The sequence below is a fragment of the Paraburkholderia sp. JHI2823 genome (assembly GCF_038900695.1).
In the GTDB taxonomy this organism is placed as follows: domain Bacteria; phylum Pseudomonadota; class Gammaproteobacteria; order Burkholderiales; family Burkholderiaceae; genus Paraburkholderia; species Paraburkholderia mimosarum.
Window position 1 is genome coordinate 55,303 of record NZ_JAYMRY010000020.1, and the last position, 14,806, is coordinate 70,108.

13 protein-coding genes are annotated in these 14,806 nt (G+C 62.3%); 6 read left to right on the forward strand and 7 right to left on the reverse strand.

Going from position 1 to position 14,806, the window contains the following annotated elements; genetic code table 11:
* The first annotated feature begins 1 nt into the window (after position 1).
* The 6 genes from VSR34_RS21380 (at position 2) to VSR34_RS21405 (ending at position 7,184) form a co-directional block, all read left to right on the forward strand.
* Entirely contained in the window at positions 2 to 802 is an 801-nt protein-coding gene (locus tag VSR34_RS21380; RefSeq protein ID WP_342963409.1) for an ABC transporter permease, read from the forward strand.
* Between the two features lie 12 nt (positions 803 to 814).
* Positions 815 to 1,912, forward strand: coding sequence for an ABC transporter ATP-binding protein (locus VSR34_RS21385; RefSeq protein WP_342963410.1), 1,098 nt, complete (start codon positions 815 to 817; stop codon positions 1,910 to 1,912).
* Between the two features lie 11 nt (positions 1,913 to 1,923).
* A complete protein-coding gene (locus VSR34_RS21390) occupies positions 1,924 to 2,631 on the forward strand; it encodes a GntR family transcriptional regulator (RefSeq protein ID WP_028213530.1) in 708 nt (235 codons plus the stop codon).
* A gap of 984 nt (positions 2,632 to 3,615) precedes the next feature.
* Complete coding sequence (locus tag VSR34_RS21395) at positions 3,616 to 4,815, forward strand: glycosyltransferase family 2 protein (RefSeq protein WP_342963411.1); 1,200 nt, start codon at positions 3,616 to 3,618, stop codon at positions 4,813 to 4,815.
* Positions 4,816 to 4,843: 28 nt separating this feature from the next.
* A complete protein-coding gene (locus VSR34_RS21400; protein WP_028232129.1) occupies positions 4,844 to 5,809 on the forward strand; it encodes a hypothetical protein in 966 nt (321 codons plus the stop codon).
* A 250-nt stretch (positions 5,810 to 6,059) separates the two neighbouring features.
* The gene (locus tag VSR34_RS21405; RefSeq protein ID WP_028213533.1) at positions 6,060 to 7,184 is read left to right on the forward strand and encodes an ATP-binding protein; all 1,125 of its coding nucleotides are present in this window, start codon (positions 6,060 to 6,062) and stop codon (positions 7,182 to 7,184) included.
* A gap of 372 nt (positions 7,185 to 7,556) precedes the next feature.
* On the opposite strand, the gene VSR34_RS21410 is transcribed toward VSR34_RS21405, so the two are convergent.
* From VSR34_RS21410 to VSR34_RS21440, 7 genes are all read right to left on the reverse strand, one after another.
* Positions 7,557 to 8,363 carry an oxidoreductase gene (locus tag VSR34_RS21410; protein WP_028232128.1) on the reverse strand — a complete coding sequence of 269 codons (807 nt, stop codon included), beginning with the start codon at positions 8,361 to 8,363 and terminating at the stop codon, positions 7,557 to 7,559.
* A gap of 34 nt (positions 8,364 to 8,397) precedes the next feature.
* On the reverse strand, positions 8,398 to 9,138 hold the full coding sequence (locus tag VSR34_RS21415; protein WP_342963412.1) for an SDR family NAD(P)-dependent oxidoreductase: 741 nt from the start codon (positions 9,136 to 9,138) through the stop codon (positions 8,398 to 8,400).
* Positions 9,139 to 9,258: 120 nt separating this feature from the next.
* Entirely contained in the window at positions 9,259 to 10,146 is an 888-nt protein-coding gene (locus VSR34_RS21420) for an alpha/beta hydrolase (RefSeq protein WP_342963413.1), read from the reverse strand.
* 46 nt (positions 10,147 to 10,192) lie between these two features.
* On the reverse strand, positions 10,193 to 10,714 hold the full coding sequence (locus tag VSR34_RS21425; protein WP_342963414.1) for a TIGR01244 family sulfur transferase: 522 nt from the start codon (positions 10,712 to 10,714) through the stop codon (positions 10,193 to 10,195).
* A gap of 69 nt (positions 10,715 to 10,783) precedes the next feature.
* The gene (locus VSR34_RS21430; protein WP_202905111.1) at positions 10,784 to 11,671 is read right to left on the reverse strand and encodes an MBL fold metallo-hydrolase; all 888 of its coding nucleotides are present in this window, start codon (positions 11,669 to 11,671) and stop codon (positions 10,784 to 10,786) included.
* A 426-nt stretch (positions 11,672 to 12,097) separates the two neighbouring features.
* Entirely contained in the window at positions 12,098 to 13,036 is a 939-nt protein-coding gene (locus tag VSR34_RS21435; RefSeq protein WP_342963415.1) for an AraC family transcriptional regulator, read from the reverse strand.
* A 240-nt stretch (positions 13,037 to 13,276) separates the two neighbouring features.
* Positions 13,277 to 14,779, reverse strand: a complete 1,503-nt coding sequence (locus VSR34_RS21440) for an efflux transporter outer membrane subunit (protein WP_342963416.1) — start codon at positions 14,777 to 14,779, stop codon at positions 13,277 to 13,279.
* Positions 14,780 to 14,806 lie beyond the last annotated feature (27 nt).

Genomic DNA, 14,806 nt, shown 5'->3' on the forward strand with positions numbered 1-14,806 from the left:
CATGCTGCTCGATTTCGATCGTCTCGGCGGGCTGCGCTGGATCCTGGTGGCCGTGGGCGCGGCCGTCGCGCTTTTTCTCCTGCTGCCTGTCGTCTTCATCGTCGCGCTGTCGTTCGGCGATTCGCAGTGGCTCATTTTCCCGCCGCCGGGCTGGACGCTCGAGTGGTACCGGCAGCTTTTCACCGATCCGGGCTGGATCGACTCGCTCTTCACGAGCGCGAAGCTGGCGGTGATCGTCACGGTGCTCTCGGTGGCGATCGGGTTTCTCGCATCGCTTGCGCTCGTACGCGGCAAATTTCGCGGACGCAAAGCGGTGCAGGGCTTTTTCCTCACGCCGATGGTGCTGCCCGTGGTCGTGCTGGCCGTCGCGCTCTATGCGTTCTTCCTGCGCGTTGGCCTGAACGGCACGATGACCGGCTTCGTGATCGGGCATCTGATCATCGCCTTGCCGTTCTCGATCATCTCGATCAGCAATTCGCTCGTGAGCTTCGACACGGCGCTGGAGGACGCGGCCCTCATTTGCGGCGCGTCGCCGCTCACGGTGAAGCTGCGCGTCACGCTGCCGGCGATCCGGCTGGGCCTGTTCGCCGCCGCGATCTTTGCGTTTCTCGCTTCGTGGGACGAGGTGGTCGTGTCCATCTTCATGTCCAGCCCGACCCTGCAGACGCTGCCCGTGCGGATCTGGTCGACGCTGCGCCAGGACCTGACGCCCGTCGTCGCGGCGGCGTCTTCGCTGCTCGTCGGACTCACGACCGTATTGATGCTTGCCGGCGCTCTGCTGCGCCGCGCGCGTGCTAATTGAGGTAAACAAGCCATGACTGCATTTCTGCAAATCCAGCGTCTGCGCAAGACCTATGACGATGTCGTCGCGATCGACCATGTTTCGCTCGACGTGCGCAAAGGCGAATTCATGACGTTCCTCGGGCCGTCCGGCTCGGGCAAGAGCACGACGCTGTATATCGTCGCGGGCTTCCAGGAGCCGACCGAGGGGCGCGTGCTGCTCGACGGCAAGCCGCTGCTTTCGGTGGCACCCAACAAGCGGAACATCGGCATGGTGTTTCAGCGCTATACGCTGTTCCCGCATCTCACGGTGGGCGAGAACGTGGCGTTCCCGTTGCGCGTGCGCCGCCGCCACGACGCGGAGATCAAGGCGAAAGTGGAGAAAATGCTGAAGCTCGTGCATCTTTCAGAGTGCCGCGACCGCATGCCCGCGCAGCTCTCGGGCGGCCAGCAGCAGCGTGTCGCCATTGCACGCGCGCTCGCCTACGATCCGCCCGTGCTGCTGATGGACGAGCCGCTTTCCGCGCTCGACAAGAAGCTGCGCGAGGAAATCCAGCTCGAACTGCGCCGCATTCACCAGGAGACCGGCGTGACGATCCTGTACGTGACGCACGACCAGGAAGAAGCGCTGCGCCTCTCGGACCGCATCGCCGTGTTCAACAAAGGCCGCATCGAGCAGGTCGGCACCGGCGAGGAACTCTATGGGAATCCGGCGTCGCGTTTCGTCGCGAGCTTCATCGGCAATTCGAATTTCCTGCCGGTGAAGGTGACGAAGAACGGCGGCGGCCAAATGAACGGCGTGTTTCCCAACGGCCACGAGATCGCCTCGGACGCCTTCACGCCGACACTCGCCGCCGGCGACGAGGGCACGCTCATGATCCGCCCCGAACAGATGCGCATCAGCGCGCTGCAAGGCGCGAGCGGTGCGAGGGCGGCGAGCGGTTTGCCCGTGACGGTGCGCGATATCACGTATCTCGGCGACGCGATGCACTACGCCGTGGCCACACCCTGGCAGCAGGAGATTTCGATTCGCATGCCGGCGGCGCATCGCCACGACAGCGGGATCACGATCGGCGCGCAGGCGTTCGTCGACTGGGATGCGCGGGACGTGCGCCTCTTTGCGCAAGCGTGAGCATGACTGCCATGAGCGACGCACTCCCATCGCTGAAGGTCCAGCGCCCGACCGCCACCCTGCGGGAACTCGCCCTCGAGAAAATGCGCACGGCGATTCTCGAAGCGCATTTTCATCCTGGCGAGCGACTGGTCGAGCGCTCGCTGTGCGAAATTCTCGGCGTGAGCCGCACTGTCGTGCGCGAGGTTCTGCGGCACCTGGAAACGGAAGGCCTCGTCGATTCGATACCGAACCAGGGGCCGATTGTCGCCGTGCTCGACTCCGAAACGGCGGCAGAGATCTACGAAATACGCGCGCTGTTCGAAGGGGAGGCGGCCATGGCCTGCGCGCAGCATGCCGACGAGTCTGTCATTGCCGATCTCGCAGGCGTGATCGATCAGATCCAGCAGGCCTTTGCGACACAGGACCATCAGGCCGTGAGAGCGCTCACGTCCGCTTTCTACGAGCGCATGTTCATGGGCGGCAAGAAACAGGTGGCGTGGGAGATCGTGCAGTCGTTGACGGCGCGCATCAACAGGCTTAGAGCGCTCACGATTGCTTCCGACGACCGCGGCTGCCAGGCTGTGAACGAGATGCGCCAGATCCTGAGCGCCATCGAGGCGCGAGACACGGCAGGCGCGCGCGACGCTGCGATTGCGCACGTGGCCAGGGTGGCCGAGATTGCGCGCGGATTGCTGGCGGAGGGGCACGAGCAGGCTTTGTGGCGTCGGGCTGGTTAGTGATCTTTAGCATTATTTGTGAGGGTAGAAGTCCGCGTCCGACGCCGGTCCGGCGCTGACCGCCCACGATTCAGGCCGCGCCTGAATGACCTGGTCTCGTGCGAGCATCTCCGCAGCGTGACCGGGAAGACCCCGCCTTTCGTCCGTTATCTGAATGAGATCCCTCGATGTTTAACATGGAGAAAAGATCGCATTCAGTCGCCCCCAAATTTGTGAGAAGGCGCAAATGTTTGCGCAAACGTATGCGCAGTTGCGCAGTGTTGCGAAGAACAAAAATCTGTTGCCGCCACCCGGACATTTGGTTAGCATTTCGTCAGCCTATTTTCTAAAAGGCGGCCAGCAGAACCTGGAATCGCAATGAAATAGCGAGACTTTTCAGTCCCTGGCCGCGGAAAATCGAAGCTCCCACGTCAACGGGAGCGTCAAGGCATTTCAGAAGAACGAATAAGAACAGACTGCGGCCTCTTAAGCTTTACCGCGCCGAGCTGAACAAAAATAGAACGTCCGCTGGCAAAGAAAAGTCAACAGTGGGCGCAACAGCAATACCGGGGAAACGAAGTGTCAGTGCTGCCTACTCATGACGAGCAGAAGCGGGTGCTCGGTCAAATCTTTTCGCTCACGACGGCAAGCCGTACTGCCGCTCCACGCTTGCGCGTGCGTCGCCGCACGCCCCAATCTTCCAGCCAGCTTTAGATGCGTCGGCGGACACCGGGTCCGACAGGCAGAACGACTGCATCTACTTAGTACCCCTATCTGGTATTCAGTAATAAGCATCTCAACTTCCATGACTGTCTCAAAGTGACGAACCGTATTCAATCCGTCGATAGAAGCCCTCCACCCAGCCAGGTGGATCCGGCATCCCTTCCGTTGGATCACAGGTCCCGCCTGTATCTTCCAGTCAAGTACAAATTCGCGCTGTCTTTTGCGCTCGCGCTGCTATGGTCCGCGGTGTCGTGCCTTCTTGCGCAGGGATGGCTGAGGGAGATGAGTATCCAGTTGGGGGCAGTGTGCGCCCACCTGATCGTGTACGGCATCGCGATTTTGCCAGGGGGAATGAACGCGTTCTTGCTGTCGAGCCTGTTGCTGGATCGCCGGCCCCGGCTTCGCACAACCCATGAGCCACTGCCGGGACTCAGCATTCTGGTCGCCGCCTATAACGAGGAAGAATCCATCGCCCAAACCATCGAGAGCATTGCACGGCAGGAGTATGCGGGGCCGCTGCAGGTGATTGTGATCAACGACGGCTCGACAGATGGCACGGCGCACCAGTTGGACGGACTCGAATATCCATGGCTGGAAGTCATTCACATGCCGAAAAATGTCGGCAAGGCGCGCGCGCTCAACGCGGGGCTTGAGCGCGTGCGCCACGGCCTGACGGTCACTGTCGACGGCGATTCATACCTGTACCGCAATGCTCTCGAAAACCTGATTCGCCGTTACCAGAACGACCCGCCAAACACGCGGGCAGTCGCGGGAGCGGTGCTGGTGCGCAATTCGCGAGCCAACCTCGTCACGCGAATTCAGGAATGGGATTATTTCCACGGCATCGCGTCCGTGAAGCGTCTGCAAAGCCTTTACCAGGGCACCCTTGTCGCGCAGGGCGCATTTTCGGTGTACGACACCGCCGTTCTTCGCGAGGTCGGTGGGTGGCCGGGCGCGGTAGGCGAAGACATTGTGCTGACCTGGGCAATTCTGAAGCTCGGTTATCGGGTTGGCTACGCCGAAAACGCCTGTCTTTTCACGAACGCGCCCACGACGTGGCGCCAGTTCATTCGACAGAGACAGCGCTGGTCCCGCGGCCTGATGGAAGCGTTCAAGGTGCACTGGCAGCTTTTGTTCCACCCCCGCATGAGCACGTTGTTCATTTGGTGGAATCTCTTGTTCCCCTACATGGATCTGGTCTACACGCTCGCCTTTGTTCCCGGGCTGGTGCTCGCGCTGTTCGGCATCTACTGGATAGCGGGCCCCATCACGCTTCTGGTGCTGCCGATGGCCATGCTCGTCAACTGGATCATGTTCCGCATACAGGCGGGGATGTTCTCGGCACAGGGCTTGAAGGTGCGCCGCAACGCCTTCGGATTCATCTTTTATAGCCTCTTTTACGGCGTCGTCTTGCAACCCGCCTGTGTAGTGGGCTATGTGCAGGAATTTGTCACGCGCGGCAAGCGTTGGGGCACCAAGTAGCAACTGAATCGAAATGGGTAATTTATTCATGCAAGCAAGCCGCTCCCTCAGCACACCCGCGCCCTGGCTAAGAGTCGGCCTCGCCGGCGCACTGGCCATCGGCGCCGTCTCCGCCGCTTTCGGGCAGTCGGCGGATAGGCAGGCAACGCATAGCGCGATCACTGGAGACGCCCTGTTCAGCAACGACAGCGATCACTTCCGGGAGGCGCGCGGTTATCTTGGCTACCTGTTCTCGAACGGCTGGGGACTAGGTGGTGGCGTCACCTACTACGGTGCGCCCGACTGGTCGGCCCGCGGGCGCGGCCTGTTCGGACAATACCGGTCCGCCGATGCGCAGCAAACCCTGTCGGCCCGCGTCGGGGTCATGGACACTGACGGTCACACGACGCCTACGGGTGCGCTAGATTTCATGCGTCATGTCACGTCCGCCACGTCGCTCGGGGTGAGCGCGGAGCGCGACGTTGTCGATTCGATCAAGGGTATCGAAAAAGGACTGACGTACGACAGTCTCGCGCTGGTGCTGGACCACCAGTTCACCCCGAGATTCACAGTGGGCGCGGTTGCAGGCGCCATGTGGTTCTCGGATCACAACACCAGACCTTTCCTGCGCACGCGCTGGAGCTACGAACTCGTGCAGAACAGCGGGGTCAACGCTTATATCAAGACCCGGCACTACTACGACACTGATCCGGGTCTGGGCAACTACTATTCGCCGCGTTGGCTCGGAGAGGTCTCGGGTGGTTTTTCGTGGCGAGCCGCACTGAGCGACAAGGCGGTATTTTTTGTGAGCGCCGACGCTGGCCGCCAGAATACGGAGAGCGGCGGTACCGGCATCTGGGGTGCACGCATCGGTCTGCAGAATCATCGCAGCCGGAAAATGCAGTGGCAGGTGGCGGTCGAAACGACCAACAACCATACGTCTGGATTCTCTAGCGGCGGAGATGGGTACCGGTATACATCCGTAACTGGCCAGCTGGTTGTGCCCTTTAACTGAATCTGCGGCCTGGCAGTACGCTGCTGTTCTACCGCGCACAACAGGAACGACGTCGACGCATTGCGTATCAGGGCCGCCCCGCGGCTGCGCATCAGTAGCCTTGTTGCAGCGCCTTCGCGACTTCGGGGGTGCAATCGACAGGCACCAGGACTCGTGGGCATCAGGTCGGCTACCGGATACTTCTGGTTTGCGCTGGGCATCCCACTGCAGTATCATCCGGTATCATGCGATTTGATACTGATCGTAATCGATGATACCACTTGAAACCTTGCAGCCGGACCCTTGGCATTTTCCCCGTCCAGACCTCGCTGCTGCCTATCTCCAGGCCTTCGACCTGAAGCTTTCGTCTGCTCGCGGGCTATTTGCACGCCGGCGCATGGGAAAGACCGAATTCCTCCGCCGGGACCTGTTGCCAGCCGCGGCAGAGAGAAACTACCTCGTAGCGTATACGAACCTTTGGGACAAACGTTCCGCGCCGGACGAGGCCCTGGTCAGCGCACTTGCAGAAGCGCTCGAACCCCAGGGTGTGCGGGCGGTGCTCGCGAAGCTCGGTAGTCCGGTGAGGAAGCTGAAGGCGACCGCCAGGATCGCGGGAGCGGAGGGTTCCCTCGAAGCCGAACTCGGCGCGGCAGGCGACAGCGCAGTGGCGCTACGCGAGGTGCTCCGCCAGCTCGACAAACAAAAACGGCCGCTGCTCCTCGTCATTGACGAGGCGCAGGTTCTTGCTCTTGCGGACCACAGCGATTTCGCGCATGCGTTGCGCGCGGCACTCGACGTTCGCAAGGATCGCATCAAGGTGATCTTTGCAGGGAGTTCGGAGACGACACTGCGTGAGATGTTTGCCCGGGCCTCCGAGCCGTTCTACAACTGGGCGGCGCTCGAGCCGTTTCCCTTGCTTGGTGAAGAATTCGTCGCGTTCACGGTGAAGCTGCTCAACAGCATGGCCCGTCACAGGCTGACACTGGAGCAGGGCATGCACGCGTTCGAAGAGCTGCATCGAACGCCCGAGTTCTTCAAGCGGTTCGTCGAGCGGTACATGCTCTACCAGCTCCAGGGCGACGAGGCGGCGCTTGCGCATACGAGAACGTCGGTATTTTCGGACGAACACTTTCTGCGTCAGTGGACCGAGTTGAATCCCGCGGACCAGGCGATCGTGACCATGCTCGCGCGTGGGGAAGGGGATATCCACGGTGCCTCAGGTCTGGCGCGGCTCACAGCACTAACCGGAAAGCGGGCCACCAAGAACACGGCTGCCCACGCCTTACGCCGGCTCCAGTCTCACAATATCGTTACGAGACTAGCTATCGGTGACTACCGCATCGAGGATGAAGCATTCGCTGAGTGGGTGCGTCGCCGTAGGGATGTGCGGGCCTGAATGCGCGGTGTCGTCGATGCGCGGCATCATGTGGACCCTTTCCATATCCAAGGGCCGCACTCGACGGTTGACGGCTGCGAAGTCCGGCCGAGAAACGCGACTAACGGTCTACCGCGGACCCCGCCTCCCATATAGGTCGATTGCGCAAAAACCGGTGTCCAGACGGTTGGTATCTGCGCCCGTGATGCTCACGGCGGGCAAAAAACCCCGCAGATCGGGCAACGGATCTGGAGACCGAGGGGCGCGGCGCCACGGGAAGCAACCTGTTCCGTGCGCCGCGACATCGCCCGTCTATCCATTGACGCAGGGCGCGGCCCCATGACCGTGTTAGTCGAAGCGACTTTCGCCTTGCGCAAACGCCTTGTCATCCCCTCATGCTTCGAGGCCGAAAGCGCGTCTAAGACTCTTGTCGACCTGTCCGGACGGCGCGAAGCGGCGCAAAAAGCTCAATAGCTTCGCCCGTCCGTCCGCGGGTTGTCTGAACTGGCGCGTCCCTTCGGCGATTGCGAGGACTTTCTTCGCCACTTCATCCGGCGGCGGGGCGTTGCTCACCTGCTGCCGCACGGCATCGACGCTGCATGCCAGAGCGGCGGCATAGTCCTTGATGACCGCCTTCGTCCGCGTCGCGTTCGTATCGAGATTCGTGTTCGTAAAGCTCGGCTCTAGCAGCACGATCCGGACTCCAAAGGACCTCACCTCGTGATCGAGTGATTCGGACAGCCCTTCCAGCGCGTGCTTGCTGCTCGCGTAAAGCCCCATGAAAGGGGCTGGCAGGAAGCCGAGTACGGAGCTTATGTTGACGATCAGCCCACTGCGTCTGCTTCGCATCGAGGGCAAGACTGCCCTCACAACGCGCAAGACTCCGAAGACGTTCACGTCGAAAAGCGCTCCTGCCTCGGCGATGCTCGTTGCCTCGACAGGGCCGACGAGCGAAACGCCCGCATTGTTGACGAGGATGTCGATGCGGCCAGTCCGCTCGATTATCACCCTCACAGCGGCTGCGACCGACTCCTCGTCCTGCACGTCCAACTGGATCCACTCGATGCCCGGGACGCTGGTGACAGAATCAAGTCTTCGCACGCCGCCGAAAACCCGGTATCCAGCCGCCGCCAGCGTTCGCGCGGTCGCGCCCCCGATGCCGGAGGACGCTCCGGTGATCAATACAATTTTCTGTTCCATTGAATGCGTTTGAGTTTCGACTAATGGGCGTGTTTCAGGCAATTGCATGGACGAGGTTCGCCAGGTAAGCCTGGGTGCCCTCCGGGTCGGCCCTGAACGCCTTTGCCGTCGTCTGGGAAAGTTCGCCCGGGAAGACTTCGTCGTGGCCTGCGGCGAGCGCGTCGAGTGTGCCGACAGCGACCTCCCGCGGCGTCAGCTTGGGATCGGGCAGGGGAGCGCCGAGTGCCGTATCGGTTTGTGCCGGCATGACCGCCAGAACTTGAACGCCGCGTGACTTCAGTTCGGCGCGCATCGTACGTGTGAGATGCAATGCGGCTGCCTTCGACGCTGAATAGGTTCCGGCAACGGGAAGCGTGACATGCGCCAGAATCGAAAGAATATTGACGACCGCGCCGCCCGGACGAAATGCCGGGGTATCGCGCAGGGCCTGGGAAAGCGCGAGGACACCAAAATAATTCACTTCCATTTCCGCGCGCGCGCCAATCGTGTCGCTCGAAGACAGTGCGCCGGAAAAAGCGGCAGTCCCCGCATTGTTGATCAGCAGATTGATATCGGAAGCGATCTGCGCAGCGTGCGCGACCTGGTCGGGCCGGCTGACGTCCAGCTCGATGGCGACGAGCCGGTCCGAAACGGCAAGCAGATCCTGCACCGAGGTCAGATTTCGCACGCCGAGATAAATCTTCGATGCGCCACGGTCCAGCAACTCGCTGACGAACGCGCGGCCAATGCCGCCATTCGCACCGGTTAGCAGTACTACGGAACCTTCGATGTTCATGTTTGACTCCGGAAATATGGAGAGGTCAAGGGGAATTGCGATGGCCGCCCACGCCAGACTGACGCGGGCGGCACAGAGGCCCTCGGGCAGCAGGAGCTGTCTGCTCGAGGAAAAACAGGTCTAGTGCGCGTCCAGCATGATTCGCGCGACTTCTCCGGCGGCATCGATCTGTGGCCAATGTCCGGCATCGACCGCGTGAAGCGTAGCTTTGCGTGCCTGCGACTGGATGTGGTGCGCTACGCTCACGTGAAGGTAAGGATCGGCGTTGCCCCAGACGAGCTGAACCGGAACGTCGGAGCGCCTGAAGTCCACGAGGCGGGCCGTATTGGCGGCGATCTCCTCGTGCAGCTGGGACGTCATCTGCGCGAAGGCCACGGCTGCGCTCGGCTGTTGCCTGAAGTTGTTGTCGATCACGGGGCCGAGGAAATCGAAGTAGTTGACTTTCTGCGCATCGGTGAGCCCATGTTGAAGCAGGTTGCGCTGAAAATCGACGAGCCAGGCGAACTGCTGCGGGCTTTGGAGGAAATGCAGGGCCAGTGCGCGCAATTCCCGGTTCGAGAAAAGCTCGATGAGCTCGGGCACCCTCAACCCCGGAGAGGCCCCGTAGAAGACGTTCATCAGGACGACCGCGCTCGTGCGCTCGGGATGCTTCAGCGCGAAATTGACGGCGGCGGGACCGCCTGCGTCGTGGCCGACCGGGATGATCCGATCGAGCGCGAGGGCCTCGACCACGGCTTCGAGGTCGCCGAGTTGTTGCGGGAAGCTGTATTGCATGCCGTCCGGTTTATCCGACCCGCCGAAGCCGAGAAAGTCTACCGCCACCACTCTTCGCCCTGCTGCAACCAGATGTGGAATGAGCAGGTCGTAGATGTGCGAATCATCGGGAAATCCGTGCAGCACGACGAAGGCGGGTCCGTTGCCGGCGAAGTTGCGGACATAGACGCTGCCGCGATCGCGCGCGACGCGATGCTCGGCGAAAGCCGGGAGAGGCAGATTGGGAGATTCCATTTCAACGATTCCTTGAGAGATTGAGAACAGGCGCACCCGCGGCGTTTCACGGCGCGTCGCTCCTCCCGTTGCATGGGCCGTCTGCGCGGGCTGAGCGACTGCTCTCATAAAGCGCTTCGAGCCTGGGTCGCAGGCCGTTCAGGTCGTAGCCTGCGGCAGCGATTCGTTCGAGCACGGCGTCGGGCTCGAGTCCTGCACCCACGGACAACGCCCAAAGCGTGGCCGCACGCACGCCGGTGCGGCAATACGCCACGACGGGCCCTTCGAGCGCCGCCAGCGCGGCTGCGAATTGCCCGGCATCCTCCATCGTGGCCTTCCCCGGAACGATGGGAATCGCGGCGAAGCCGAGCCCGGCAGCGCTGGCCGCCTCCTGCATCTCGACGAGGGTGGGCTGGCCGGCTTCCTCGCCATCGGGACGATTGACGATGATGGACCGGAACCCCTGAGCCTTGACGGTGGCGACATCGGCAAGACTCAGCTGGGGACTGACCGAGAGGTGCGGTGCGAGCGGTCTAACGAGCATGGCGATATGTTTGAGGATGGTCTTGCGATTCAGGGAAGCCCGCATGGCTTCGCGTGTTTTCCGCACCGGGCGGTCGGTGCGCGGACACGTCGGGGCGAAAAGCGGGCGAATCCATCAGATCGTGTCGAGCGGAATCTTGAGGTAACGCGTGCCGTTGCTTTCCATGGGGGGAAGCGCGCCGCCACGCATGTTCACCTGGATCGCCGGCAGGATCAGCCTGGGTACCGCAAGCGTCGCATCGCGTGCGTTGCGTGCGGCGACAAACTCGCTCTCGGTCACGCCCTCGCGAACATGTACGTTCGACATGCGCTCGGCGCCGATCGTCGTTTCCCAGACATAAGCGTCTCGCCCAGGTGCCTTGTAGTCGTGGCAAAGAAACACCCGCGCCTGATCCGGCAGGCTGAGCAAGCGCCGGATCGAGCGGTAGAGTTGCCGCGCCTCGCCACCGGGAAAGTCTGCTCGCGCCGTTCCGTAGTCCGGCATGAATATCGTGTCCCCACAGAACACCGCGTCACCAATGACATAGGCGACGTCGGCCGGCGTATGGCCCGGTACGTCAAGCACCGCGCACCTGAGCGAGCCGATCATGAACTCATCGCCGTCGTCGAAGAGGGCGTCGAACTGGGAGCCGTCCCGCCTGAACTCCGACCCGACATTGAAGAGATCACCAAAAATCTGCTGGACCACCGTGATGGCACGGCCGATTGCTACCTTTCCGCCGACCTGTGCCTGCAGGTAAGGTGCCGCCGTCATATGGTCCGCATGCGCATGCGTCTCGAGCAGCCATTCAACCGAGAGACCTTCGGATTCGACGTAAGCAACGATCGCTTGCGCAGACTTCGTCGAGGTTCGCCCGGCTGCGGCGTCGAAGTCGAGCACGGGGTCCACGATCGCCGCGGCGAGCGTGCCGGGATCGTGCACGACGTGGCTCGCAGTGAACGTCGCTTCATCGAAGAATGTCCGGACGACAGGTGTTGCACGGTCACCGGCACGCGTCTGCAGAACGCTTGCCGACGCGTGTTGAAGCGGCTGATCCACGGCTTCCTCCCTCCTGGCGTTCCAGGCTTGCTATTCATTCGACCATGGAATGCCTGAATGATGCATTTCGTGAAGTGCTTCGCGTGCAGCCAGACTCGCACCAGTCTGCGAATATTCAGCGCGACGCCGGGTTGTCATTCGCGCGGCGACTTCAGGCGTCAGCGCGCAGGCAGGGTATCCCGTCAGGCTCGCGCCGGTCTTGGATAAAACTACGCATCGATGCACAAACCATGGGCGTTCGGCTTTCGAAAGGCCGACACGCTGTTTTCCGGGAAGGTATGCGAAAGCCTGCCTCGCGGCGCGAAGCGTCGGAGATCAATCGATCCGGATATTCGTCCCGCGCCTGATATCTCACGAGAGGACGGCTCCCGTCACCCGACGGCAAACTGTCTAGCGCGACCGGTTGTGCGCGCGCCAGTCCTTCGGGCCGCAACCTGCATAGCGGGTGAACACGCGGGAGAAATGGCTCTGGTCAAAAAAGCCGCAATCCAGAGCGATGGAGGCAAGGCTCGCGTCCGTATCGCGAAGCTTCGATTTTGCGCGTTCAATCCGGCGCTTCAACAGCCACTGATGGGGCGACATTCCGGTTGTCTGTTTGAAGGCTTCGGCGAAATAGCTCGCGGAAAGATCGCATTGGCCTGCAAGGTCGAGAATGGACGGGTTGACGCCGGGATGGCTCTCGACAAACTCCGTGATGCGCCGCATCTGCCAGGGAGCGAGCATGGCGCGCCGCCGACGGGATGGCGCGTCGGCTTGGCCGTAGCGCGTAACCACGTGCTCGCAGAATGCGAGGCCCACGTAGTCGAGAAATAGCGAGGTCGCCAGCGCCGGCTGCTCAAGAACGGGCAGCACGGCCTGGGTCAGGTGAAACAGGACAGGGTCGTATACACCGAATTCGCGCTGCATGAGGTCGCCGATGCGGCGGCGCCCCTTTTGCCACGTGAAGTCATCGATCGTGCTGCGGGATAGATAGAGCCGTACGGCGTCGAACGGCTTGTCAAGCCGACGTGTCGGCTCGCAGCGAAGGTCGAGCAGATAGCTCCAGCCCTGTCTGCAGGCCGCCGAGTCGTCGATACGGATTCCTGAATAACATATGTCCGGTTCGGGGCAGGCAACAAGCGGTATCTGAAAGATGACCGCTTCTTCGGGTGGTGGCGGGAGTGAGCGGCCAGGTTGCGGCCGGTCGTTTCGCAGCCTCGAGAAGGTAACCGGCGGCGCGAGCGGTGCAACGCTCGCCTGCAGTGTCGGCGCTTGCCGCAGACGAAACCGTCCGGCAAGGGCTCTGTCCGGGGCGTGCTGGCCGGAATCCGCATCGATTTTCTCGTTCATTCAACGTCACCATGAATGCCGCCGTTCCGATGTTTTGAACCGTTGAAGAGCAGCTGGGTTGAACGACAGCCAGGTTAGCTTAACCCGGCTTCATGGCTCTCGCGTTATCGCGCTTGCCTGTCCCAGATTGTGTGCTCCGTCCCGGTGCAACATTGCGCGCGGACCCGTATTTCCGCCGCGGCGGCCGGTCCGATACGCCGCCGATATGGAATCGTCAAACAGCGCACTGTCCGCTACAACTCATGGGGCGCTTGCGGCGGCAATCTGCGCGCCAGAATGTGCGGGCGAGGGCTTCTGCGTTTGCAGCGTTTCCGGATTCCAGCCGCCACCGAGCGCCCTGAACGTCGCAATCGCCGCTCGCGCGGATTCCGTTTGCGCCTGCGCCCTCGCGTCCGAAGCCTGCAGCAGGGTTTCATCGGCGTGCAGCACATCGATGAAGCTCGCGGCGCCGCCACGGTACGCCGCCATCGAGGAGTCCTTCGCTTTCGACAATGACGACTCCGCGTGCGACAGGGTGGCGGCCTGAGCCTCCCGGTTCACGAGCGAAGAGAGCGAATTTTCGACGTCCTCGGTGGCACGAAGGACGGCCTGGCGATAGGCCGCGAGGGCTTCCGCGTCGGCGCCTTTCGCTTCGCCGACGTCGGCGTTGATGCGCCCGAAGTCGAACAGGCGCCAGCGGAGACCGACGAGACCTGCCATCTGGCTGGCGCCGCCAGTAAACAAGGTGCCGGCCGCTGCCGAGGTCGCACTGCCGAGGAACGCGCTCAGCGAGACAGTCGGGTAATACTCGCTGATTGCCGCGCCGATGCGGGCATTGGATGCCGCGAGATGACGTTCTGCGGCGATCAGGTCGGGGCGCCGTTGCAGAAGATCCGCCGGTGTTCCCATATCCGCAATGGAAGGGGCGGCGGGGATTGAACGCGCATCCGCGAGGTCTGCGCGGTGCGTACCCGGAGGGGAGCCCAGCATGACATCGAGGGAGTTCAATGCCGCGTCCAGGCCCGCATTGAGCACGGGCACCGTTGCCTGCACCTGGTCGAGCGATCCTTGCGCCTGCTGGACCTGATAGTCGGCGGCCGCGCCTTTCGAGTAGAGGAGCTTCACGTCGGCGAGCAGTTGTTCCTGCGTTTTCACCTGCCGGTTCGCAATATCCAGACGTGTCTGAAGCCCCCGTATCGTGACGTAGATATCCGCAGTTTGTGCGGCGACGGCAAGTCGGGTGGCGACAGCCGCTGCCTGGGTCGCCGAATAGTCTGCGAGCGCAGCTTCGCGCTGCCTGCGCAGTCCGCCGAAAATGTCGATCTCCCAACCGGCTTCCAGGTTGACTTCATACTCGCTGCCCCAACGCTTGAAACCCGGCTGTGCGTTGAGAAGCTGGCCTACCGGCGTATCGACAGACTGGTAGGCTCGTGCCGCCGAACCCGAAACCGTGGCCGAAGGGAGCAATGCAGCGTCGGCAGCACCGAGGCGCGCACGGGCCTGGTCGATTCGCGCGACGGCCTGGGCGAGGTCCAGGTTCTGGGCGAGCGCAAGCGACACGTAGCGGGTCAGGAGGGGATCGTTGAATCCTTCCCACCAGGCCGACAGATTCGCCGAGGGAGCGGCCGCCGTCTTTGCGGCCGGCGGCTGCGTCATATAGCCCTGCGCGAGCGGTGCGTCGGGCCGGTGATAGTCGGGGCCCACGGTGCAGGCAGAAAGAACGGCGGCGCTCAACAGGAGCAGAAGAGGTCGATGGGAAAACATGGGAGTCTCGAAGAGTGGCAACGTAGT